Below are 26,105 nucleotides of genomic sequence, written 5' to 3' on the forward strand. Positions count from 1 at the left end.
CATATTTACACCAAAATCATTGACCTATGTTCCCCATCAAACCGCACATCTGGTTCGACCAGAATAAAGCCAAAGAAGCTGCCGAATTTTACGCGTCATTAATGCCCGATTCGGCCTTAAACTATGTGAATCATTTTGCAATGCCCGGTGGCGGCGAATGCGAAACAGTTGAATTTACTGTGGCCGGACAGCCCTTCCTGGGCATCAGTGCGGGGCATGGATTAACTATCAGTCCCGCTATATCCTTTATGATCAATTTTGATCCCTCGCGCGACCCGGATGCTGCCAAACATATAGATGAGGTTTGGCACAAGCTGCTACCAAACGGAGAGGTAATGATGCCGCTGGATCGCTACCCCTTTAGCGAACGCTACGGCTGGGTAAAGGATAAATACGGCGTGTCCTGGCAGTTGATCCTGACTAACCCAACCGGCGAGGAAAGGCCGGTGATCGTTCCGTCACTGCTGTATACCGGCGATGTAGCCGGAAAAGCCAATGAAGCTATCGACTTTTACTGCTCGGTATTTAAAGACAGTAAACGCGGCACCACGGCTCCTCGCCCTGTAGACATGGGTCCCGACAAGGCAGGTACCCTGCTGTTTGCTGATTTTTACTTAAACCAAACCTGGCTGGCGGCCATGGATAGCGCGCACCCGCACGGGTTTGCTTTTAATGACGCCGTGTCATTGCTCGTCACCTGCGAAACACAGGAAGATATCGATTACTACTGGTCGGCCCTTTCGGCCGGCGGCGAACCCGGGCAATGCGGCTGGTTAAAGGATAAATACGGTGTATCCTGGCAGGTAGCTTCAACCGTAATGTTTGAGGCGCTTAAGAATGGCAGCCCCGAACAAGTTGCACGCGTTACGCAGACCTTCATGGCCATGAAAAAAGTTGATGTTGCGACTTTGCAACAGGCCTACAATGGGTAGATCGAGAGAAATTAAGGGAAATATAAAAGCCTGTAGATAATTATTTACAGGCTTTTATTTGTTTTGTTTGGCCCTTAATGAGCCGTATCTCAACTTACCAAGTGAACTGATCACTCACTCCGCAAACTTTTTACCGGGTTTGCCAGGGCGGCTTTCAAAGCCTTATAACCTACCGTGAGCCAGCCTATCAATAACGAGATTGCAATGGCTGCCACAAAAACCCACACACCCGGCGAGATCCGATAGGCGAAGGTTTGCAGCCATCCATTCATCAGGTACCAGGCTGCCGGGGCGCCAAGCGCGAATGCCAGCGCTATAAGCGCTATAAATTCTTTTGAAAATAAATACACAATACTGCCTATGGAGGCGCCTAACACTTTTCGTATACCAACTTCCCGGGTACGCTGTACCGCCATAAACGAAACCAGGCCATATAAGCCAAGACAGGAAATAAAAATGGCAATAACCGCAAATATTTTGTAGATCAGCTCCAGCTGGTTTTCCTGCTTATAAAATTTGGCAATGCTATCATCAACAAAAAAGCCTGTGTAAGCATATTCAGGATATTTTTTTTCCCAGGTACTTTGTACCAATGCTACAGTTTTGGCAAGCTTTCGGCCTTCAATTTTTACTGCTATTTCCTGCTCCTGCTGTTTTGAGGGGTATATCACCAAAGGCTTAATTTCCTCACGCATAGAGTTTGTTTTAAAATCGGCAACTACGCCTGTTATAGGCAGGTTTCCATAACTATCAAAGGTGAGGGTTTTGCCCAAAGCATCTTCCGCACGTTTAAGGCCAAGCTTGCGTATAAAAGTTTCATTAACCACCAACTCGCGTGCTGTATCGCTGGGCTCATAGCCCTTGCCCGCTATAAACCTTAGGCTAAATGTTTTAAAGTAATCTGCATCGGCTACTTTAATGAAAATATCAAAGCCCGGATCTTTTTCTGAACGATTGAAGTAAAAATTACTGGAATTGTTATGCGCAGACGATGGTACATCGGCCGAAAAGCTGGCTGCTTTTACACCCGGCAATGCCAGCACCTGTTGTTTAAAGCTGTTCAATCGCACTAAACCGACGCTATCGGCAGGGCATGGTATGGCCAATACGGCTTCTTTATTAAAGCCAAGGTCGGCGTTGTTTACAAAATCCATTTGTTTAACGGCGATGGCCGTTCCGATAATGAGCAATTGTGAAATGGCAAACTGGGTAATTACCAGCACCCGGCGGAGCGATATGCCGCCTACCGCGGCAGAATTAATTTTGTTTTTCAGCGCCTGGATGGGTTTAAATCCTGATACGATAATGGCTGGATATATCCCCGAAAGCAGGATCACAGCAAATATTACGCAAGCCAGGCACAGCAATATGCCGGGATTGAACAAACTTATGGTATCTGGCACGCTGGCGATGTGCTTAAGTAATGGGAAAGCCAATTGGGCCACACCTACCGCAAGCCCTGCCGAAAACATAACAATAATGGCAGTTTCGCACATTACCAGCCCTATCAACTGGCCCTGGCTGCTGCCCAGCACCTTGCGGATGCCCACCTCTTTGGAGCGGCTAACGGATTGCGCGGTTGATAGGTTAATGAAATTGATGGAAGCCATAACGATAATGAGTACCGCGATAAGTGACAACGTGCGCAGTGTTGACCTGCTGGTTACGTGATCGCCCAGGGTACCGCCAAAGCTGGTATCAAAGTGGATGGTTGATAAGGGTTGCGCCACCGCGTATCTTTTCTTGGCAGTGTGTTTATTATTATTAAACTGTTTTTCAGAAAAACTGAGCATTTGCCTTTCAACAGTGCTTTGCAATACAGTTGCAGGAAATTTGATATATACCTGGCAGTCGCTGCTTGTCTGGTCCCAGGTATTTAAATAATTGTAGCTTTTTGCATTTTGTTTCCAGGTGATATAGGAAATCAACACTTTAAATGGCAGATCTGTATTTGGAGGTAAATCCTGTATTACACCTGCAACTTTTAGTGTAAGCAGGTTATCCACCCGCAGCGTTTTTCCTACAGCCGTTTGCCAATCACCAAAATATTTTATCGCGCTGCTTTTATCAATCACCATCATATTGGGATCCTTTAAAGCTGATGCATTACCGGCAAGCCAGGTTGCCGAAAAAACATCGAAAAGCTGGGGTTCGGCAAACATGATGCCTGTATTTTCTACAAATTTTTTATCGCCCGCCGGGTTGCCATTTGCCGCCTGGGCCACCATCTGGCTTCCATAAATGGCGTTGATGCCTGTAACGGTGGCCTGCGGAAAATAAAGACGGAAGGCATCTACAGCGGGTGCAGAAATCCCGGCACTATACCTGATGTTGCCTTCCCGGTCTTTTTTTGTAACAATACGGTAGGTGCTTTTATAATGCAGCTGATAGGTATCAAAGCTTAGTTCATACTGAACAACTACAAATATAAGCAGGCAAGCCGCAATGCCTATGGCCAGCCCGGCTATATTAATGGCTGAATAGCTTTGATGACGAACGATATTTCGCCATGCGATTTTTAAATAATTTCTAAACATATAATTGCGCTTTAATTTTTCAGGCGACCACCCGAGAGTGGTATCACGATTCGAAATTAAGGGCGCAATTCGGGAAGAGAGTCCCAGGTTATAAGATAGGATACCTTTTTTTAGTTCGGTCTTATGTTCTGCCGGGCTTTTCCCGGTCATCTGTTTGAAAATACGGTGAAAAGCACTTTTGGAATTGAATCCTGATTCAAATGCAATACCCAGCAGGGTTAAATGGTCATAAGCCGGATCCTGCATTTTACGGGCTACATCCCTAACGCGATATTCATTAATAAAATCATTAAAGTTTTTTTTGAGCGCTATATTAATGATCCGCGATAGTTCATGGGTATGTATATCCAATTTCCCGGCCAGTGTGCTTAAGCTTAGTTCCGCATCCTGGTAAAACAGGTTCAGCTCCATGGCCTTCTTTAGCCAAATACCTTTTTGCCTCAGCGCCGCCGTCGACAATGGTTTTGAAACAGGTGGTCCCTGAACCGGCACCGATATTTGCTGTTTAAAAAAGGCTGCTGCCGCTATCCAGATCATCATTATTGCTAAAAGGATGTACAAGGGATAATAAGCAGATATACCTAACCGGTAATAAAAATAATTCACCGCGGTGTAAGGTATCCACAACAGCCATAGCAGGCCCAAACCCGTCAGTAAGCGATGTAGCCAGCGCAATTCGTAGCGGTGCCGGTCGCTCTCATTGTTAAATTTTAGTTGTTGGTAAAAGCGTTTTATCAGCCCGGAAGACCAATACAGGTAGATGATGACCGAAATAAACGCTAACAGGTGCAATACCGGGCTCATTTGCCGGTACGATAGTGTATCATAAGTAGCCGCGCGGTTTTTTATACTATCGCTAACGCTCCATACCTGTGTACCTAATTCCATCAGCAACGGACTAAAATGCAGCAGATCCTTAAACCGGAATTTATATTCCGGCCGGGTTATTTTAAGCACATAAAAATAGATCAGGGGTCCAAGTGCCAGCGAAAATTGCAGTGGCATCCAGCTCCAGCGGGGAAAGTAAGTCCCAAGCCCGATGTCCATTCCTAATACCCAGGTCATCCACAAAACAACAGTTAACAGCGCCAAACCAAGAAACCGGTTTGCGGTGCGGTTAATTCTTTTGGCGAACCATAACTGTAGGGTAAAAGTCAATCCGGTAAATATCGCTCCCAGGAAAGTCAGGTCATAAAGGTTGATATGGAATGTATAGTGATTCAAGTTATTATCTCTATCAATCGCTATTCCAAATTTATACTATATTGATGTATAGACAATTAACTAATATTGAAAAATTTCATTGATACGAAAGCGTACGTCTTGTGCCCGCTTTTGTATCAAAGTTATATAGGATTGACCAAAATAAACAAAAAACGTTCGCAGGTAACACAGTACTTACGAACGTTTGCGGGACGAATGGGAATCTATTAGTAGACTTAGATCGAGTTTTGGAGGTTATTAGAAAAACCATTAACATCGAATGACTCTTTAAATGTTAAAATTGAATAAATTATCTTCTACGTTTACCTTGCCGTCGCTCAGTTTTAAGCTATTTTTTTTCCAATTGTTCTAACGCTTTTTTTGAGTCGTCATTTTTAGAATTTAATAAAAGCGATCTTTTATACATGATAATGGCTGCTTCTTTTTTTCCCGACTTAGCTAATATTTCCCCGTAGCTGTTAAACAAATTATCACTTTTGGGAAATACATATACTGCGGCGCGAAAAGTTTGTAGCGCGAGGTCGGTCTTTTGATCATTAAAAAATTCATAACCCAGATCATTCAGGGTGTTTTCCGTTAGGCTATAATTCGCAGTATCGGGGGCCATCGCTATTAATTTAGCAAACGCGGCATCTTCGCCTTCGCTAATCAACGACCGGGCATAGCACGCAGCCGCCTGCTGTTTTGCTTTTTTTACGGACGTGGTTCTGCCATTAACAATATTTAATGCACCAAAAATATTATCCATTGCCGACGGGCTTTCCTTGTTGTCCAACCATATCAACAGTTGGTGTTTGGCCAGATTTTGGATGATATTAGCCCGGCAGCCGGGTAGTCCGCCACTTTCCCATACAATCTTCCCCAAAGTGCTGTCTACTCCAATGCGGTTACCAAATCCCCAGTAGAAATCACCGATCAGGCCAATTTCAGATTCTAAGCCTTGTAAAATGATCTTTTTACCGTTATTTCTGGTAGAAGGGGTGAAGACCAAAGCCAATGTTTTTTGCTTTAACAAGCGATGGCTAAACAGCGCCTGATTAAAACTCGCCAGGTCCAATACCGAAGTGTAGATATTGGCATCCCCCTCAGACGGCCAGGTTCTGTACTGCACCTTGTACTCATTAACCGCAAAGGAGTCAACCCGGGCAGGCGTCATGGAAGATATAAAAGGCCACGCATAATTGTAAGCTACATTCGGGTGGGAATAAGGATTTGAACCCGATGTTTTCTGAAAAGTGCTTTTCATGCCTGCCGGTATAAAGATATTTTTTGAAAGGTAGGCCGCATATTTTTCGCCACTCAGTTTTTCTACCAGCAGCGCTAATAAACTATAATTGGTATTGGAATAATCCCAGTTCGTTCCAGCCTGAAAATTCAGCGGCAACTTATCCTTTTTTAAGGCAGGGATCACATCATTTATTGTAAAAATGGTATCCCTGTTTAATCGCCATAATGGTACAAACACATCGCCGTTATTGGGGATGCCTGAAGTATTTGCAAGTATTTGGTATACGGTCACTTCCGGATAAGGAAAATCCGGAAAATATTTCGAAAATAGGTCTGTTAAATTCAGTTTTTTATGCTCATACAACTGAAGAACCGCAATTGAGGTGAAAAGCTTTGATACCGAAGCGATTTGAAAAAGTGTGCTGGGGGTATTAAGGATTTTATTTTGAACATCAGTATATCCAAAGGATTTTTGATAAAGGGCTTTACCATTTTCGGCTATCAGCACACTCCCATTGATCTCGCCATTCCGGCTGATCGTGGAGAAGAAATCATCCAGCGCTTTTTCCCGTTCTTGTGCATGGGGCGCTTGAGCAAGACAACAAACAAAAACAAATAAGAATAAGGCACAAAGTTGAATTTTATTCATTTTAAAGCGTTTAGCTTAAACGAGGCCAAAGCTATGCCAAAATCATAATCAATTCATTATCTGACGTTTTAATAACTCGCAACAGGTATGAGTGTTCGACTATGGTACACAAAACGTACGTTTTTAACACATACCATATCAGACCATTTGAGCACAGCACCATACTAATTTCAGTGCTCTGTGAAACTTGGTAGCCGAAGCATATCCTTTTTTATGGCGGGAATATCTTTCTTTAAGGTTTACCGTGCAGCCAACATAATGGTTTCCATTGTTGAGTTCAAGGATGTAGACGTAATACCACATTTGAGAGGTTAATTCTGTCACAAAATAAGAAAAGACCCGCAAATTTTCATAAGCAGGCCTTTAAATTTCAATATCACTTCGGAAACCGAAGGCAAATCCCTCCTTCGCAGACTATTAGCGGACGCTGTCCGCCGTAACCCGCTTCGGCGGGCGAAAGCGGGGTGAATGTGAACCTATTAGAACACCTTGATGGAATTTTGGAGATTATAAGAGAAATCTTAGAGAATGGGAAAGACATTATTTAGATGTATTATCAACATAGTCGCATTGCAGCACTTAAACTTTCAATAATTCTTGTTTCCTCTTGGTGCCCATCGGTTGATAATCTAAGTAGTGGTAATCCGATAATCTCTAAAATATTATTCTTTTTGCTATCTCTTTCATATTGCAATTTATTGCTGTGGAATGCCACCCCGTCCACCTCGATAGCTAAGACAGGAGTTTTGTCGATCTTGTTGTACAGCAGAAAATCAATTCTTGAATTATTCCTTATGAATCTGATTTCATCTTCGGAGAATGGTTGAAAATCCCGAATAAGATCACTAAGCCTATATTCTCTGACCATGTCGATAGACGAGAATTGGGTATTGTTTAACAATATTTTTTCACTTAACAGCCTGTGAATAATGATCTCTGCAGCAGACCCTTTGATGTTTTTGTTCGACAAAAGAAACGATGTAAAAGCCTTATTATATTCTTTATACAGCAGATCAAAAACGGAACAGATATTGCCTTTGATGATTGTTTCGTTCGGGTTGCCGGTATAACACATATAACGTATCATATCACCAATATTAGTTCCGTGCGGCAAATCCATCGCTGCCGGTTTTACCACAATAAATTCTTTAACAGCTCGTGATACAGCAACATTTATTAGGTTAGGATTGTCAATAAATGTTCCTATATTATTTTTCACGGTATTAAATATAATCACATCCTTCTCACGTCCCTGAAACTTGTGTATAGTGTCGGCTTCTGCTCCATCTGGTAGCTGTTTTTGCAGCATATCTACATGTTTTCTATATGGAGCAATAATGCCAACTTTTTTGAAGTCTGCGGCATAATTGTTACGGATATAGAAATCTGTTTCATCTATCTGTCGCTGATTGTAATTGTCCTTTCCACCCGATATGTTTGTCTCAATGATTTTAAATGGATGGCTATCCGCACGCGTCATAATAACCAGCTTTTTATCGTAATACTTTTTATTGCAGAAACCAATAATTGCAGGATGGCATCTGTAATGTTCTTTTAACAGAACCGATTTTATATTATCCCGATACAAGCTTTTTAACGAGTTCAAAATATTTTGTTGGATATAGTCGTAAGCAGGAGAGATGTTGTGTTTAGTATAATATTGTTCTGCAGCGGCATTACTTTGTTTATTTACAATGTGGGCAAGCTGCATGCTGTCTCCAACTACAACCACATTTCGGCAACACGAAAAACATATGGCAGATTTTATAATATCCACTTGTGAAGATTCATCTATGACGAGATAGTCAAAAAGAAGTTCTTTCGGAATGCTCGTGTGTAGCGATAGTGTGGAACTCAGAACCACAGGATAATGCTTTATGAAATCATCAAACTGATTACGATAATTTTTTGCATTAAATGCAATTTTATCCAGGTGATTATATTTTTCAAATAATACCCCATCGAATACTTCTTTAGAGGCCTCAATAAATTGTTTAAGATTAGCTTCTTCATTGTTAGCCGCCAGCCAGTTTTCAACCTCTATAATTTCATTTTTTATTTTTTCGATGTATAACTCATAGAATTTGTAATTAACATAAACAGGAAATTCTTCACTATATCGATAAAGACCATGAAGGTCAAATAAACCATATTGCAAAGCAAGTCGCAATTTGTTTATGATTGACCACTTGCTTTTGAGGTCGATGGTCGATAGCAATTTTTTTAGTTTCAAAGTCGTCCTGAAATTCCATTTGCGGTATAATTTCTTGTTGAGTACAAATTGTATGTCTGAATTGAGTGGTTGTTCTGCCTTTATGTGGCTAAATTCTATTTCAGCATCTGACAATTCTGTATTTAGGATGGCTAATTTATTTCGGTACTGAAAGCACTTTGTTAATATGGGATCCAGATCCCGAATCTCGTTCTCTGCTTTTTTTAATCGATCGCCTGGTACCTCAAAATTTTGATTAATTTTTTGCTCTTCAAGATTGTTGAAGAATGAGGCTTTGTTATCGTTGTTTCCAAGTGATGCCACAACCATTCCATAGCCATGTTTCCTTAACTTCTCCCACACGTTGAATACCGCAGCATTGTTGTTTGAAACAATTGCAACCGTTTTGTTTTGTACTATAAGATTGGCTATAATATTTAGGATTGTTTGAGTTTTCCCTGTTCCCGGAGGACCTTCTATTATACTTATGCTATTGCTAAGTGCAGTCTCAACCGCCAGTTTTTGGCTCTCGTTGCACCCAAAAGGATAAATCAGTGTCTCTTTTGAAGCGCGAATGGCAGGATTGATCCCATCAATGTAGTTAGACAGTGCTGATCTAGATTCCTCAATATCTATTTCATTAAGGGCTTTGAGCAATATTTCAGCACTTATTTGATTCGGATTTTCATTGGTCGTTTCTTCTGATTGAATGTCGAATGATGCGCCACCACTTTCTTTTAGGATATCTTTAAAATAATTGATTATTGATTTCGCTTGATGAATATTCTTTTTTAAATAGCATATTTCAATATTGGTGTTTTTTTCAACAGGAACAGAACAACTGTCTTTTTCTCGAAAAATTAAATAACGGCCATAATCATCAACCGCATTATATTTTTTGTTTAATTTGCCATTCTCATAAATGCGCACATTTTCTCGTCTCGATACAAGCGAATAGTATTGTACTTTGTCAGCTCCATAGTAATAACTTTTCCCACTGTTAAATGTAATGTGATATCCGGCGTTTGTACTAACAACCGTTAAAACATCGCTTTTGTATTCAAACTTTAGAGATGTTTTATTCTTTAAAAATACTATGAACCGATAATCCATTAACCTGTTTATTATAGGTATTTAGCCTCGAAATTACTAAATTAATCCTTGAGCTGACTATTATCAGCAGAGTAAATAAAGCCAGCGAGTTTCGCACCCGGTTTCTCTTATTTAATGCCTTTACCCGAGCGGGCTTGGCAATTCCCTAAATGACAAAACCCCGCTATTGCGGGGCTTCATTTTATCTGGCGGAGAGCTAGGGATTCGAACCCCAGGAACCTTTCACAGTTCAACAGTTTTCAAGACTGCCGCAATCGACCACTCTGCCAGCTCTCCGCCGCAAAAATAGAAATCCGAAGCGAATCGACATTATTATTTTGAAAATTTGTAGCAAAATCAATACACCACACTCTGTTCGAGGCATTTAATTTTTTCGCTTTACTACTGCAAACCCTCAACTTGTGATAAAACCTGGCTTAAGCCAGGTTTTATCCATTTCTTTTAATCCTTGTTCTTTGCTCCTTCCATCCTTTACCTCTTATAGATCTTAAAGCTTTTGGTTTTGTTTTTATGATCGGTTACCGATACGATGTAGTAACCGATTTGTAAACCATTTAAATTTAACTCATAATGTTTGTTGTTAACACCACCCATGTTTTTAATGGTGGCCCCGGTTCCAAAAGCGGTAAGCGTCACGGTCGAAATTTCGTCGGGGTTGTCAATGTTTAATGTTGTGGTAACCGGGTTGGGGTAATACGTAAGTTTTGTGGTTGATATGCCATCGCTTTGAATGGCATCCGCATTTGTTGAGGCGGCCGAAAAACCGGCACTTAAAGTAATACGGTAAATGGCTGCATCACCGGCAGGTACTGTAAAGCCAATCGAACTGGTAATAGTTGTGGTTGTAGCCCCAAACAGTTCCTTCATGGTATACGTGCCTCCCTGCAAACCTATCCTGCTGTAAGGCACCGAATATGACTTACTGCTTGTACCATAATTAATAGCCGCCAGATAAAGGTAATTACCAATAACACGGGTAAACAATTCGCTTGTTCCGGTGCCGGTATTACCGTCCACGGGTCTGAAGGCTATCCCGTTACGAGCGATATCCAACACCTCCTGGTTTTGAAACAGAGTTTGCGCAACGGTTGTCCATTGGCCGGTTGTTGAAAAATTGTCGCCCGTGATAACCGTACCGGTAATAACGCCCGATGTTACCCGGGCATGGTTAGCCCCCAGGGTAGCGGTTGATAAAACCTCGTGATCGGCGTCAATATAATTATACATATAGGTTTGCCACCAGCCGTAGTTGGTACTGTTTAGGGTGTATTTGGTATCGCTGATAGATGAAAACGCGTCGCAGGCTATGCGGCGCATGTGGGCGTAGCGGGCTGTAGCCAAATTGGGCGATATGGCCGCATACACCAGCATTTGCCCGGCCAGCTGATCTGTTAAATATTCCATCCCCTTGCGGTAGGCTTCCATACCGGTATGTACCGATCCATCGTAATAGCTGTCGGCCTCAATAGCGGCATGCCCCAAAAAGTCAATCTTGATCATCTGGAAACCGGCCGTTTTAAACCGGCCTATCATCCAGGCTATGCGTTGTTGGGTGCCGGGATGTGTTGGGTCAAGCGCACGGCAGCCGTCAAGGTCATGGTAAGCGCCGTTTTCTTTTGCCCATATATCGGTGTAGTTATAGGTACTGCCTTCTACCCCCCGGCTTGTTTTACCCCAGTCAACAAATGGCGCCCAGTAAACACCGGGTTTTAGGCCTTTCAGCTTACAGTAATCGGCAAATTGCTTTAGCTGTGTATCGTTAAGGTTATCCCAGTAGGAGTCAAGATCGATGTAAGCCGTGCTGCCGTTGCGGAAACCTGTTAAAGTATTGGCAAAAAAATCGACCACAGCCTCGGCATTGGTAAGGTTAAGGCTGCTTTGGATAGATCCCCAGCTGTTCCAGCCAAAAGGTGTGGGCTGTGTCCAGTTAAAAATATAAGGAGGCTCGGCAATCCTGTTCGATTTGCCAAATTCCTCCATACCATCGCGCCAGTCGTTAAAAAAGCCCACCATCATTTTGGGCGATTTAGCATACGTACCGCCTTGCCCCACCCAGCCATGGCCTCTTTTATCGCGGGTAATGGCCTCCTGCGCCAGGCCGCCAAAAAGCGAAAGCTGTGATAAAGTAGTACCGGAAGCTACGGCCTGGATGCCTGTTTTCCAATCGCTATGCTCAATAGAACCCAGCACCATACCATTGCGACTGGTGTTATCAAAAATTGCCGTAACCTCGCTGCTGGTGGTGTTTACACCGCTTAGGGCCTGGGCATCGTATGATATAAAAGTATCGTTATCAAAAGGGACTTTTAAAAACCGGTTATCGCCGCTTACGGGCAAAACTACGTTGGTTGATATCAGAGGGGCCATGTAATAGCAATTGGCCCCCGTACCACTCAACGAAATTTCTGTATAAAAATAATTGCGGTTATCATATACATAAAACACCTGCTGCATCGGGATCAGTCCGTTGCCCGATAACGAGATCACGTGTTTGGTACCCATACCCAATCCATCGCTCAATGCCGACGAACTATAAGTGCGCGTAGCATAATTAGGGCTCGATTGCGCACTGTTTGACTGCGCCGTAGCAATAGCATCTGTAATAACTTTAGTGCCGTTAAAATAAACATTGTATTTACCTGTGGCCAGGTTATATTCAATTCGATTGCTGCCCCCAAAACCTATATTTTTAGTGGTAGCCGGCACAAAAGCAAGGCTCAGTTTATCGGCATTGGGTGCATACCAGCCATTGTTATCTAACTTAATGGTATTGTTGCCGGCATTTAAGGTAACCTGTATAGTAGCCGCTGCAACCGTAGCCCATCCACCCGACGGCAAACAAGCCAGCTCGGTGCCGGCAGCACCGTTAACCGACACGAAAAACGACCGCGGATCCTGCGTTGCATAATAAACCGTTAGGATGTAGCTGCCCGCAACCCCCACATTCACCGTGTTGGTTACCGATCCTGTACCCAGGTTGCCTACCATTGAGGTACCCGAACATGCGGTGCAGGTTTGTATGGCAGCACCGCCGGCCAGCGTGCCTGCTTCTGCCTCATAATATTTAGGTGCGGTACCAATCCTGTCAACATTGGGGGCATAATCGCCGTTGTTATTATTTAGTTTGATGGTATTTGAGCCGGCCTGCAGGTTAACCACTAACGTAGCAGTAGCCACCGTGCTCCAACTGCCCGAGTTGCAGGACACAACTACAGCCGCATCGCTGTTTACAGTTACGTACAGGTTGCGCGGATCTGCCGATAGGTAATTAACCGAAAGCGTGTATTGCCCGGCATTGGCCACCGTTACCGGGATAATCACGGTGCCGTTTGCCGCCCCACCCAAATACCCCACCTGGTTGCCACCCGAAGCCGAACCATTAGCCTGCACAACCGCCCCATTTGAAACCGTACCTGTTTCGGCCTCAACCCAGGTTTGGGAAAAGCCGTTTACGGCGGTAAAAAGCAGGCATAATGACAATAAAACAAGCGGTTTCCTGCTGCACGTACGCAGCAAGCTGGTAACAAAGTAAAAACATTTCATAGTGTATGATTTAGATAATTGGTTTAAGCTGTAAGTACCCCAGGCCAATACGTATTACCAAAATGCTCTAAATTAAATTGCACAAAAAAAAGCGCAAAACCTGTTTATAAACTCCATGCATTGCTGAGTTATAAAAAGTATAAATTGATAAAAATCACGGATCAGGAAATAAAGCTGTGTTTTATCACAAGCTTATCAACATTCAGGCCGCGGCATAACTGGTACGTTAAAGCTAACCTGTGTTTAAAGCTTAAAAAATGGAGAAAGCTACGAAATGGATGCACAATACTATTTTTTTACAGCATACTTTAATATAGAAAGTATTTTGCCGCGTTGTTACTGCTTATTAGAGTAAAAATGCTGTTTATCCCCCTCAATGAGGGCAAAACAATTAGCGTGTATTGTGTGTACTTATAGTTTATAATCCCCTTGTTATGAATTACACAGCTGCAATAAAAAACCGCGTTAGCAATCAAACATGCCATATACACAAAATGTATCCTTTTATTGATGTGGTGGATGATAAAATCAAATTGCTCTGCTGCTGTAATGTCTTAAAAAAACAATGTAACAAAATAATCATTAAGGTTTTGGTGAGCGATACTCCACATCTTTATGTTGCCTAAAATTACTGGCTTTTACAGCGCCTATGCAATTGCAGCCAGATTACCCGACTCTACAAACTATGCCAGGCGACGGGCATTACGCATACTTTACGCCCCTGGCTTAAACCTTAAAGCAGCGATACTGTCAGGAGGTGCTATTGTTTTTTTGCGCCGCCAGTTGTGTTGGCCTTAGTCCGAAGCGTTTTTTAAAAGCGAATGAAAAGTGCGACAAATCTTCAAAGCCCAGGTCGAGGTAAATCTCCGAAGCTTTTTTGTTCTTTTTGTCGATCAGAAAATATGCTTCCTGCAATCGTAATAAAAGAGGCCTGACATTTCACTTAATCACATTAAAATAAAATTCCTTTTTACCAAGCAACCCGTTTGACCCTACGCCTTCAACAGTGCCTATAAAATTACTATTGATATCAGAGCAGAAGAAATTTAACGTAGCTTCTCCGTTTTTATCCGTAATCATCACCGGTGCCCATAATAATGTATTCCTGTAATCTGGCAGCGGATCGGACTCTTTATCATAGTTTGGTTGGTAGAACTCCCGCTTTTCGTAATAGCCTTTAATCCTTGTAAGGTTGAACTTTTTTAACAACTCCTCTTCAGTAAATTTTGGATAATGATAAATGATCTCTTTGAAATCACCGGTACCAAAAGAGAAGGGGGCCTTGGTTGGGGGGGTAGCACCAACCCATATGGTGTATTTTTGTCCTTCAATAGGCTTTGTTCCGTTAGCCCCACTGGGAACATTGAGCCAATTACTGTTAGGGTATACGAAATCAGTATTCCCTTCTAATTTGGCCAGGCTATCTAAATGCCCCATATATTTATCACGGAAGACGTTCTGCTTTTTCGCGACTACTTTGACCTCATTCAGGTTGATAGCGCCCATACTTATCCTGCCCGGAGGAATGTCGTTTTCCTTTTCTGCTGTGGCTTTTTCCCCAACCGGATATTCAAACAAGATGTTTTTGCTGACATTTCCTATCTCCTTAAATTGATCCTCTACAGCTACCATATATTCCGCCTTGCCCACATCAAAGTGTTTGAGATAGCTCCACCTTCCTTTAACAAAGTCCCCAGGTGCAAGGGCAAATCTCCCAATACTATCGGTAAATAAGCTTCGCTTTTCGCGCTCGTCGGTGCTGAACACCATCAGCATCTGTATCTTAGGTTTGTTCTTTTTAACATCAACAGCAATCAGCCGCCCTTTCGTACTGTCGGTAAGTACTTGTTTCCGGTTCTTGAATTCCTTCAGCTCATCCTCATTCCATAAATAGCACCGCCAGCCCTGGGTAAGCAAAAGCAGATCCAGGGCCTCGTTTCGGTCTTTATTACCGGCATCAAAATAATAAGCCGGATCATATATCCTTCCTTTTAATTGGGTGGAAAGATAATAGTGGGTAAGAATATCTTTGGCATCCTCAGGATTGTGGTATAGTTTATCGTACACGTTTACGCCAATACTGGCCTGCACGGGCTTCCCGTTTTTATCGGAAGTTCTGATTTTAAGTGAGATCTTTTCCCTCGTTTTATAGACTTCCCTGGATAAACTGGCAGTTATATTTAATGCATTATCCGGATTAAGATAAACGAGACGTTCGGCCAGCGGCCTCATCTCCTGGTCGAAAAGGGTTACTTCAGCAATGCCCTGCGGCGCATCAGCCGTAGGTATAGTTATCTTAAGGCTATCACCAAGCATGGCGGCCGCCACGGCCTGTATCCTGCCGCGTACCTGTACCCTTAAATAAACAGGCCGCTTTGCCGAACCGGCACTTTGAACGATGTTAAATATAAGACTGTCTTTTTTATTTTTTGCTAAATGAAGAATTACGCCCTTATCGTGTATTGCAGCTAAAGGATAAAGCCTATCGGATTTTGGCCTGATTAGCCGGACCTGATAATTGGCACCAGGTACAGGTTTGAAGTAAAAACTCCCCATACCTGCATGTATGCTCTTAAATGTTGTTACCGGTAAATTTTCCTGAAGCAATTCACCTGAAACGACGACAGGCTTGCCGTTTTTATCTACTGCTTTAAAGGCAACCGTATTGGTAATGCCCGAAACCAGTTGCCCTCCTTCCGGAAGGATGCTGAACTGGATATCTTGCGGTAGGTTTGCATCACCTGGTATTCTGGCTGGCTTTTCTTTTAACAGAGACCGGGTTTCCTTGATAAACTTAATCATTTTTAACGCATGGAAATAAGACTGGTTCTGATAAAAAGAGTGCGCCGAGTATGCAGATAAATAATAATCTCCTTCGGGTAGGGATTGACCAAGATAGATATGTCCACTCACTACCCCCTGCGTTATCGGATATTTTTCCTCCCATACCACACTGTCCTTGCCTGCTTTAACAAGCCGGACGTAGAGTGTTTTGTCTATACTGAAAAGGTTATGGTATTGCGAATCCAACACATAGGCCTTAAACCAAAGGTCTTCCTGAGACTCGTAAACATCCTTACTTGTTTTTAAATAAACAGAAGCCAGAGCCAAACTATCCGTATATGTGTTTAAGCGCCCTGCAAGCTGGTTTATTATTACTTTATTTTGCTGGGGGAATACCTCAAGGGCAGTGGTTAACAACAAAAACAAAGGGATACATTGCAGCAGTAATTTCTTCACATCGGTTATTTATAATGTAGTTTCATTTTAATTGCTCAAAAGCCCGGCCATTTCCGGGAGAGTGGGCATAGTGAAAAATAAAGCCCTCGTATGTCAAAATAAAGCGTATGAGCAATATATAAAGATATCTGCTTTTAATCATAGTGTTGCAAATTATGCCATTCTAATGGATTACAAAAAAAATGATTTGTACCACCGGCGAATGAAACACCGCGTCACTTTATGTTAAACTATGACATTATTATATTATTCACCAGGTAGTCATGCATTTTGCGTTGGTTTCCCCGCTGTATGATGTTTGCAACTTCGGCTTATTATACCGTAGTTTCCAAACTACGCGAAGCAGAGGGGTTGCCAAAATCACCTAACGGAATGGAAGTACCCCTGTCATTCCTATACTAATACTAACGGAATTATAATCTTAACCCCTTGTGTTAAAAAGATTAATTTATTCATCGACACATCCCATCTTCTTATCGACACATTTAATTCATTGTAAATTTTCCGTTACACCTTAGCTTATCAATTAAAATAAGGATTTAACATTAACCCATTATCTCATGCTATCCAAAACAAAACTCACTTTTCTTTCCTGCCTGGCTGCCCTGTTCATGCTCGCCGGCATACAGGCGTGTCAGAAAGACAAAACCAACACCTCCACTTCAACTACAACGGCAAGTATTACTGCCCTTACTTGTGGCAGTGCAACATTTTCGGGAACGGCTTATGCATCAACAGCTTTTACCGGCACGGCATCTGTACCTTACACCGGTGGTAACGGAGCCACTTATAGCGCGGGCACAGCCATTTCATCAGCTGGTGTTACCGGCCTTACCGCCACCTTACAGGCTGGCACCCTGGCCAGCGGGGCCGGCAGCCTTGTATACACCGTTGCAGGTACACCATCGGCATCGGGTACAGCTACGTTCGCCATTACGTTTGGCGGGCAAACCTGTAGTTTTGCCTTAACCGTAAGCACCGCCACCAGCGAAACAACCGGTTGCAGTACGGCAACAACAACGGCTGCCAAAGTATTATGCGCGGTACAAGCGTTTGAAGCTACTTTAACAGCTACACAGCTTGCGGGTGTACAATTCAGCTATACCAGCGCAAACGCCATTAAATGGTCAAACCTGCCAGTTGGCGCGGCCACCCGTATAGGGCTGGAATATAGCACACTAACTTCAGCACAATTAACTGCGGCCAAAGCTGTAATAGCTGCTGCAACCGGTACAACTGCTAATCTGGGCTATTCAGAGATCGTTCAAAATTTATTGGCTGATGATATATTGGCACAATCTGCCAATGGTTATGGTTCCGGCGACTATTTTATCGCGTTTTTAGGCACGCCAAGCTCAACCGGCACCTGGCAGTTATATTTTGGTGGTCACCACACTGCAGTTAGCCAGACTTACGGCAGCGGCGCGGTTACCGGCAATACGCCAAGCTTCAGAGGTATTGAGCCAAAATCATTTACCACCTCTGGCGTAACTTATACACCAATGGGCGTAAAATCAACTGCAATGGCTGCTATGCTTGCTTCTTTTACCACCTCCCAATTGGCAACTGCAAAATTAACATCCAGCTTTAGCGATGTTGTGTTAGGGCCCGGCCAGGATGGTCAATTCCCATCAACCAAGGTTGGTATTGCAGGTAGTGCCTTAACAACTGCACAACAGGCATTAGTAGTTGAAGCCATGAAAGCATGGGTTTATGATACAGACGACCTATCTGCAGCAAGCGTAATTTCAACTTATACCAACGAATTATCGGGCACCTATATTTCTTATGCCGGTAATAGCAGCGGCACCGCGGGAAGTGCCAGCACCTTCTTCACTGCCCAAGGCGACTACGTAAGGATTGACGGACCGCATGTTTGGATAGAATTTATTTGTCAGAATGGTATCGTTTACCAAAATCAGATCCATTATCACAGCATCTGGCGCGATCACATCAGTGATTATGGCGGCAACTTCACATTTTAATTAAAATGATAATTAACCACATATTTTCCAGCCGTTTAGCTTTTGCTAAGCGGCTGGTTTTCATCGGCCTGGCTCTGCTTTCCTTTTCAGGAAAACTGTTGGCCCACCCTATGCCCAACTCATGGCTGCTGCTGGATATTAATGGCAGTGAAGTTAAGGCAGAGCTGCAATTGCCGCTAAGTGAGCTGGAAACTGCTTTCGGTAACGCGGTAAACCAGCATCCGGATGACTTAGTATCGCGGTTGGGACCACAATTAAATGCTTATTTATTGCAGCATATTCACCCGGTGAGTATGGATGGTAAAAAATGGACCGTTAGAATAGACAAAATGCTGGTACAGCCTGTACAACAAAGTCTGAGTGGCCCCTACAACGAGCTAAGGGTTCTATTAACATGGACACCACCGGCTAATGAAACACCGCGTCACTTTATGTTGAACTATGACGTTATTATTCACCAGGTAGTTACCCATTTTGCCCTGGTTTCTGTAAGGCGTGACTGGGACAATGCTCAAACAGCCGATCATCCTTACCAGGTTGCAGTAATCCGCGTGAACACCGTGGAGAACAAGCTTTATCCTGTTGAGATTAATGTGCAGGCAGGAACACTTTGGGTGGGTTTTACCAACATGGTGAGCCTGGGTATGAACCACATTAAAGAGGGTACCGACCATTTGCTGTTTTTACTTACTTTATTGTTACCGGCCACGCTAATGGTCAGAAATAAAAAATGGAACGGTTTTGTCGGTACAAAAGCAAGTTTGGTTAATATTCTGAAAATAGTTACTGCTTTTACTATCGGTCATTCCATCACCTTAATTATCGGTGCTTTAGGCATCTTCCATTTTCCGGGCCGGGTTATAGAGGTGCTCATCGCGCTGAGTATTTTGATATCTGCCATTCATGCTTACCGGCCTTTATTTGCAGGTAAGGAAATGTATATTGCTGCAGGCTTCGGGCTAATCCACGGAATGGCCTTTGCTGAAACTTTGCTGAATTTGAACCTGGATGGATTACGCATGACGCTGAGCATCCTTGGTTTTAACATCGGTATCGAGTTGATGCAGCTGTTTGTGATCGCAATTGTGATCCCATGGCTGATGCTGATGAGCCGGACAACTGTTTATCCGGTTTTCAGAACTGCCGGAGCTATATTTGCCGGTATCGCGGCCCTGGCATGGATTACCGAGCGGATTAGCAGCCAGTCTAATTTAGTTACTAAAGTGATATTGAGGTTAACAGATTACGAATTGTGGCTGGTGCTGGCCATCGCTATATTTGCGGTAGTTGCTTTTGCCACTTCAAGATTGAAAAAAGCACTGCTTATTTGATGACATTTATTCGTTTATCCCTGCTAATCCTCCTTTTTTTTGCCTGTAGCTTTGGCTATGCACAAACACACCACCTTGCCGGCCGCGTAACAGACAGTGCAAGCAATTTACCGCTTAACGGTGTAACAGTGTTGCTAAAACCGGGCAACAAAACAGTTATTACCGACGAAACCGGTCGGTTCTTTTATAAAACTGTGCCGTCGGGTACACAAACCATCACCGTGTTTGCAGTGGGTTACCGGGCAGAAAACATCGGTTTGCATGCATTCAAGGACGGGCAGGTGATAACACTTGTACAACAACAAACCCAACTAAACGATGTGCTTATTTCGGGCGCCAGCGGCAATCCTTACAAAGCCATCAGCGAAACCGATATCAAGTTGCGTGGGGTCTCCAATTCGCAGGAAGTATTAAGGATAGTTCCGGGCCTGTTCATTGGGCAGCACCAGGGCGGCGGCAAGGCCGAGCAGATCTTTTTACGGGGTTTTGATAATGACCATGGCACCGATATCAATATGAGCGTGGATGGCATGCCTATTAATATGGTATCCCAGGCACATGGCCAGGGATACGCCGATAGCCATTTCATTATCCCAGAAACCATCGAAAGCACAACTTACCAGAAAGGCATGTACAATGCCGAAAAAGGTGATCTGGCGGTTACCGGTTTTGTAGATTTTCATACCGCTGACGCCATCGGCACCAATATGCTGAAATTAGAAGCGGGGCAATATCACACTTACCGGGTATTAGGGATGGTCAATTTACTGGGCTATAAAGCAAAGGCCAATAACCAATCATGGTACGCCGCATCTGAATACCGGTACAGCGACAGTTATTTTGACAACCCGCAGCACTTTAAACGTTTTAACTTTTTCAGCAAATACCATGGCAAGCTGAACGATAATAACTGGCTAAGCCTGACCGCATCTACGCTATACAGTAAATGGAAGGCATCCGGCCAGATCCCCGAGAGTGCGGTTGATGCGGGTACCATTGGCTTTTACGGGGCAATAGATCCCAACGAGGGCGGTGTTACTTCCCGTACCAACGTTAACGCGCAGTTATTAACCAAACTACCCAATAACGACATTCTCAAAAACCAACTTTATTACTCCCGCTATAAATTCGATTTGCATACCAATTTTACCTTTTATTTAGTGGATACCGTTAATGGCGACGAGATCAGGCAGCGGGAGGCCCGTAATTTGTACGGCTATAACGGGAGTTACCTGCATGAAAGTTATATCGGCAATACAAAAATCACTACAGAGGCCGGCATCAATGCACGCCTGGATATGACCCGGAACTCCGAACTCTCTAACACCGTCAATAACTTCACAGTGATCAATCCTCTTAAATCAGGAGACATTACCGAATTGGGTATAGGTGCCTATCTCAGCGAAACTTTTCAATTCAATACTAAATTTAGTTTAAATGCAGGATTAAGGTTCGATCAGTTTTACTATAAATACAACAACAAACTGGCAAGCGATAGTACGCTTAACGGGCTTGGTATTTACACAGCCCACAACAATATCGTTAGCCCCAAATTAAATTTTTATTACCAGGCTACCGATAAAACCCGGTTCTACCTGTTGTTAGGCACGGGCTTTCATTCTAATGATACCAGGGTGGTGGTGGCAGAAAAAGGGCTGCAAACGCTCCCTGCCGCTTATGGTATGGATTTGGGGACGGTATTTAAGCCTGCTAAAAATTTATTGCTTAACGCTGCCATCTGGTACAGTTATCTCCAAAAAGAATATGTGTATGCAGGTGATGGCGGCACGGTTGATTTTAGCGGACGCACCCGCAGGGTTGGGTTTGACCTATCTGCACGTTACCAGCCTTTTGCGCCGGTTTATATAGATGCCGACCTCAACTATGCCCATGGCCGCTCCATTGATGATCCAAAAGGTGCCAACTATATACCACTTGCGCCTGTTTGGAGCAGTACCGGCGGAGTCACCTACACTACTAATAGTGGCTTAAATGGCAGTTTACGCTATCGTTTTTTAGGCAACAGGGCAGCAAACGAAGATTACAGCCTCACTGCGCGTGGTTATTTTGTCAACGACCTGGTTTTAAATTACACGCAAAAGCGATACGAAGCCGGGATCACCATCAACAACCTGTTTAATGTTAAATGGAAAGAAACCCAGTTTGAAACCACTACCCGCTTAAAGGGCCAGCAGGCAATTGATGGCATAGCCTTTACGGCCGGGACTAAGTTTGCCGCCCTGGCGCATGTAACTTACTTCTTTAAATAGTGCAGTCAATCAGGTATGCCCAAAAGCCTTCCATCTCACGATCAAAGGCTTTCTTAAAGTTTGCACAACTCCGGTTAGTTAAAGACAATTTTAATCAATCGTTATACTATCTAATGCTTTCTCCATAGCATGTTCCTTTACTCCCGGCACTTTCAATCCTTCGGCACGGAACACGGTAAAGTCTGTCATACCTAAAAAACCAAGGAAAGCTTTCAGGTAAGGTGCTACAAAGTCGTTAGCTTTACCCGGACCTTCAGAAAACACACCACCTGACGACATGGCTACATAAACTTTTTTCCCTGTTACCTTGCCAACAGGACCATTTTCGCCATACCCAAAAGTTATCCCGGCCCTGGTAATATGATCAATCCAGGCTTTTAGCGCAGAGTGGATAGTAAAGTTAATGAGCGGCGCGCCAACAACGATGATGTCTGCAGCAAATAATTGTTTAACCAGCTCGTCAGACAGACGAATGGATTCTTTTTCCTCGTCCGTCAGCTGATCTTTGGGAATAAAAAATGCACGAAGAACAGCAGGGTTAAGATGCGGAATATCGATATCCACCAGGTTCAATTCTTCGACTGTACTACCGGGATATTTGCCCTGAATTTTTTCTACCACAGCATGCCCCAGCTTAATGCTGTACGAGTCTTTACCTTGTATGCTTGATTTTAAATGAAGGATGTGTTTCATAAATTTACTGATTTAATAATATGATCGATTTTAAAATCCGGGATCGTTCTATTGCCTTTCTGATTAAAAATGGAGGCTCCATTCGCCCGAATCATCGAGAGCAAAAGTATGGTTACCAGGTGGTGAAAAGTTACTACTTACCTAAAGGAAAGCGGTTTCATTGAGGTAAGTGATTACCTTTGCATCTATGAAAGTCATTAAAAATGAACCCATTATAAGCAAGGAAGAATGCGCAGGTTCGCTCAAAAACATCCTCGACGCGCTGTATGTGCTTAATGGAAAATGGAAGCTGGCGGTAATCCTTTCGCTGGTGCAGTCATCAAAGCGCTTTAACGAGCTTCAGCATGAAGTAACCGGCATATCTTCCAAGATATTAGCTAAAGAGCTAAAAGACCTGGAACTGAATGACTTCATCAAACGTAACGTATATCCCACCACCCCGGTAAGTATTATTTATGAGGCAACAGAGTACAGTCTCACGTTAAAAAAGGTAATAGGCGAACTAAGTACCTGGGGCGAACAACACCGGGAAAAAATTAAACAAAGCATGCGGAGACAGTCTTGAGGGCTACAAAACACTTTTTTATTGGTGTCGAATTTGCATTTGCTCACTTTAGTTTAAGTACTTCCTTGAGGGCTAAACATTGTGTAGGCATCTTCCTTAATAAAGAAAATGCTGTCATTTCGATAGAGCGAAGGCAGGGCGTGAGTGGGGAGCAAAAGAGAAACTATCTCTTGAGCGCAGCGAAAAATCGTCGACACCTGCAGAGCCGATTGTCCGCTCGCCTAAGATTTCTCCTCACCTCCTCCGCCCACAATCCCCCAGGTTCGTTCGAAATGATAACGTTTTCGTTTAGGACAACGATTTCAGAAGATATTTACACAATGTTTAGCCCTCAAAGAAGAAATCACACATTCCCACGCTCTTAAATCTCTCCAACCCCAACAATGTTCAACATTAAGCGTTATTTGCTTTTTAGGATATGAAAGTTAGTTGTTTGGGGGTCGGGGTTGTCGCGCTGTTACTTACGGCAATTGCCGGCTGTGGGGTGGTAAGGTCAATGGGTGAAAACCCGCGGGGAGAAGCCCTTGCCCGGCTGGATACTTTGCCAAATTACAAAAATGGCGGTTTCGAAAACCTGGCCGAACGCGCCGACTCCACAGTTAAGCGCAAATTTCTTTTTCTACATAGCCGCCCTAAAACCATCAGGCCTTCTCACGAGCTGCCTTGGGTTAAAACCGATTTGAATACGCCGGCTGCTCCTGCGCCAACCATCGTTTGGTTCGGGCATTCGTCTTTACTCATCAAAACTATGCAGGGTAACATCCTCATCGATCCTGTTTTTAGCAACCATGCCGGGCCGGTGCCGGGCTTGATTACTGCGTTTAAAGGCACCACACATTACCATGCCAGCGATATGCCACCAATTGATGTGCTCATCATTTCCCATGACCACTATGATCACCTGGACTATCGCACCCTCAAAAAACTGAAAGACCGCATTAAACTGGCGGTAGTGCCATTGGGCGTAGGTTCAGACTTAATATACTGGGGATTTGACCCCAAAAAGATCATCGAACTCAATTGGAACCAATCGGCCTTGCTGCCTGGTGGTTTGCGCATTACCGCTACGCCGGCGCAGCACCGCAGCAATCGCTCGTATAGCCAGGAAAATAAAACACTTTGGGCAGCTTACGTGATCCAGGCAGATCAATACAGGCTGTTTTACAGTGGCGATAGTGGTTATGGACCACACTTTAAAAAAACAGGCCAACAATATGGACCGTTTGACCTGGCGTTGCTGGAATGCGGACAGTACAGTCTGAATTGGCCATGGACACATCTTTGGCTTGGGCAGGCCGCCCAGGCTGCCGTTGACCTGCAGGCCCGGCTACTGCAGCCCGTACACTGGGCTAAGTTTGTGGAAGCCAATCATCCCTGGAACGAACCTATAGAAAAGCTCCTGCCCGCTGCCCAAAAGCTGGGCATCCCGGTAAACGTTCCACGTATCGGCGAACCTTATACTTTGGGCGATCCGCCTAAACAGAAGGTTTGGTGGGATTTTAAATAAATAATGGCGTTCCAGCATGTGGTCGGTGTTTTTCACCGCACCACTTCCAGTTTGATTTTTCGGGTTTCAGCCGTAGTTATAAACTACCGGCATAGCAGTTCGAAGTAGTAGGCATTCGAACAACGGAAGGCTGCGGGCAGCAGGAGTGTTGTCAACCTACAACAAAGTGCAACAGTAAAGGATACGGTAATTGTAGCGATTAAGCACTGAGCAACGTATTATATAACAAAAACTATTTCATGAATATCAGAAAGTTATATCTACTGATATTATTGCCTGCCCTGATAACCGCCGTAAACATGGCCAATGCCCAAACCAGAGTGGGTATAAAAGCCGGGGTGAATTTTTCAAACGTATTGATGAACGATGAAAATGGCAATAAAATAAATACCCAATCGGTGCCGGGCATTCTCCTTGCGCTTACTGTTGATATCCCAATCACCGGTAATTTTTATATACAGCCGGCAGCACAATATGCCCGTAAAGGGTACAAACAGGCAACTGGTGGCTTTTATGGCTCTGCCACCAACTTTAAAGTTAACGCCTCCTATATAGAAGTACCGGTCAATCTGCTGTTTAAGCCACATTTAGGTACCGGCAATTTATTACTTGGTGCCGGCCCCTATATGGGGTACGGAACGGGTGGCAACTGGAAGTCAGACAATGATGCCGCTATTGGAGATATGAATGTAGGAAAAAAAGGAAATATTATTTTCAAAAACAATGCTATGGACGGAGGGGATTTAAATTCATATCTATATGGAAAACCGCTGGATTATGGTTTGAATTTTTTAGCAGGCTACGAGTTCTTTAGTAAGTTGTCTGTTCAATTGGGCGCACAGTTAGGGTTGGCTAACCTGCAGCCCCAAACTGATGGTGCAACAACTAATGGCAAACTAAAAAATTCGGGTTTCGGTATTTCGCTTGGTTATAAATTTTGATGAAAGTTCAATAACCTACTTTTGGAATAATAAGTCCGCTGCATAAAGGCCTATTGCCTATTTCGAACATCTGAAAACTCCAGGCCGCCATGATAAAAAGGGTAAAAATACGGTACCGAATTAGTAATTCCTTGCC

General features: G+C 43.5%; 15 protein-coding genes and 1 tRNA gene. 7 read left to right on the forward strand and 9 right to left on the reverse strand.

The window, feature by feature from the left end; translation table 11 throughout:
• The first annotated feature begins 26 nt into the window (after positions 1–26).
• On the forward strand, positions 27–932 hold the full coding sequence (locus tag FHS10_RS03560; protein WP_259087673.1) for a VOC family protein: 906 nt from the start codon (positions 27–29) through the stop codon (positions 930–932).
• A gap of 110 nt (positions 933–1,042) precedes the next feature.
• On the opposite strand, the gene FHS10_RS03565 is transcribed toward FHS10_RS03560, so the two are convergent.
• The 8 genes from FHS10_RS03565 to FHS10_RS03595 all read right to left on the reverse strand — a co-directional run bounded on the left by FHS10_RS03565 (position 1,043) and on the right by FHS10_RS03595 (position 16,677).
• On the reverse strand, positions 1,043–4,693 hold the full coding sequence (locus FHS10_RS03565) for an ABC transporter permease (RefSeq protein ID WP_259087674.1): 3,651 nt from the start codon (positions 4,691–4,693) through the stop codon (positions 1,043–1,045).
• Positions 4,694–5,021: 328 nt separating this feature from the next.
• Positions 5,022–6,569 (reverse strand): serine hydrolase domain-containing protein, encoded by a 1,548-nt coding sequence (locus FHS10_RS03570; RefSeq protein ID WP_259087675.1) that lies wholly within the window; start codon positions 6,567–6,569, stop codon positions 5,022–5,024.
• A 138-nt stretch (positions 6,570–6,707) separates the two neighbouring features.
• The gene (locus FHS10_RS29280) at positions 6,708–6,872 is read right to left on the reverse strand and encodes a GIY-YIG nuclease family protein (protein WP_374759821.1); all 165 of its coding nucleotides are present in this window, start codon (positions 6,870–6,872) and stop codon (positions 6,708–6,710) included.
• 253 nt (positions 6,873–7,125) lie between these two features.
• Complete coding sequence (locus FHS10_RS03575; protein WP_259087676.1) at positions 7,126–9,894, reverse strand: AAA domain-containing protein; 2,769 nt, start codon at positions 9,892–9,894, stop codon at positions 7,126–7,128.
• 186 nt (positions 9,895–10,080) lie between these two features.
• Positions 10,081–10,170, reverse strand: a tRNA-Ser gene (locus tag FHS10_RS03580).
• A gap of 195 nt (positions 10,171–10,365) precedes the next feature.
• The gene (locus FHS10_RS03585; RefSeq protein WP_259087677.1) at positions 10,366–13,437 is read right to left on the reverse strand and encodes a CBM35 domain-containing protein; all 3,072 of its coding nucleotides are present in this window, start codon (positions 13,435–13,437) and stop codon (positions 10,366–10,368) included.
• Positions 13,438–14,187: 750 nt separating this feature from the next.
• Positions 14,188–14,352 carry a helix-turn-helix domain-containing protein gene (locus tag FHS10_RS03590; RefSeq protein WP_310504177.1) on the reverse strand — a complete coding sequence of 55 codons (165 nt, stop codon included), beginning with the start codon at positions 14,350–14,352 and terminating at the stop codon, positions 14,188–14,190.
• Between the two features lie 24 nt (positions 14,353–14,376).
• Positions 14,377–16,677, reverse strand: coding sequence for a hypothetical protein (locus FHS10_RS03595; RefSeq protein WP_259087678.1), 2,301 nt, complete (start codon positions 16,675–16,677; stop codon positions 14,377–14,379).
• A gap of 560 nt (positions 16,678–17,237) precedes the next feature.
• Between FHS10_RS03595 and FHS10_RS03600 the strand changes: the two genes are divergently transcribed.
• The 3 genes from FHS10_RS03600 to FHS10_RS03610 are packed head-to-tail and all read left to right on the forward strand — an operon-like array spanning position 17,238 to position 22,263.
• Entirely contained in the window at positions 17,238–18,662 is a 1,425-nt protein-coding gene (locus FHS10_RS03600; RefSeq protein WP_259087679.1) for a DUF3500 domain-containing protein, read from the forward strand.
• A 5-nt stretch (positions 18,663–18,667) separates the two neighbouring features.
• A complete protein-coding gene (locus FHS10_RS03605; protein WP_259087680.1) occupies positions 18,668–19,993 on the forward strand; it encodes a HupE/UreJ family protein in 1,326 nt (441 codons plus the stop codon).
• A complete protein-coding gene (locus FHS10_RS03610; protein WP_259087681.1) occupies positions 19,993–22,263 on the forward strand; it encodes a TonB-dependent receptor in 2,271 nt (756 codons plus the stop codon). Before FHS10_RS03605 ends, FHS10_RS03610 begins: the two co-directional genes overlap by 1 nt.
• A gap of 90 nt (positions 22,264–22,353) precedes the next feature.
• Here the strand turns inward: FHS10_RS03610 and FHS10_RS03615 are convergent, their stop codons facing one another.
• A complete protein-coding gene (locus tag FHS10_RS03615; protein ID WP_259087682.1) occupies positions 22,354–22,956 on the reverse strand; it encodes an FMN-dependent NADH-azoreductase in 603 nt (200 codons plus the stop codon).
• A gap of 187 nt (positions 22,957–23,143) precedes the next feature.
• Between FHS10_RS03615 and FHS10_RS03620 the strand changes: the two genes are divergently transcribed.
• From FHS10_RS03620 to FHS10_RS03630, 3 genes are all read left to right on the forward strand, one after another.
• Complete coding sequence (locus FHS10_RS03620; protein ID WP_259087683.1) at positions 23,144–23,521, forward strand: winged helix-turn-helix transcriptional regulator; 378 nt, start codon at positions 23,144–23,146, stop codon at positions 23,519–23,521.
• Positions 23,522–23,939: 418 nt separating this feature from the next.
• Positions 23,940–25,028: an MBL fold metallo-hydrolase gene (locus tag FHS10_RS03625; protein WP_259087684.1), complete on the forward strand. Its 1,089-nt coding sequence runs from the start codon at positions 23,940–23,942 to the stop codon at positions 25,026–25,028.
• 239 nt (positions 25,029–25,267) lie between these two features.
• Positions 25,268–25,969 carry an outer membrane beta-barrel protein gene (locus tag FHS10_RS03630; RefSeq protein WP_259087685.1) on the forward strand — a complete coding sequence of 234 codons (702 nt, stop codon included), beginning with the start codon at positions 25,268–25,270 and terminating at the stop codon, positions 25,967–25,969.
• Positions 25,970–26,105: the final 136 nt, after the last annotated feature.

This window comes from Mucilaginibacter dorajii, from assembly GCF_024808255.1.
Lineage (GTDB): Bacteria > Bacteroidota > Bacteroidia > Sphingobacteriales > Sphingobacteriaceae > Mucilaginibacter > Mucilaginibacter dorajii.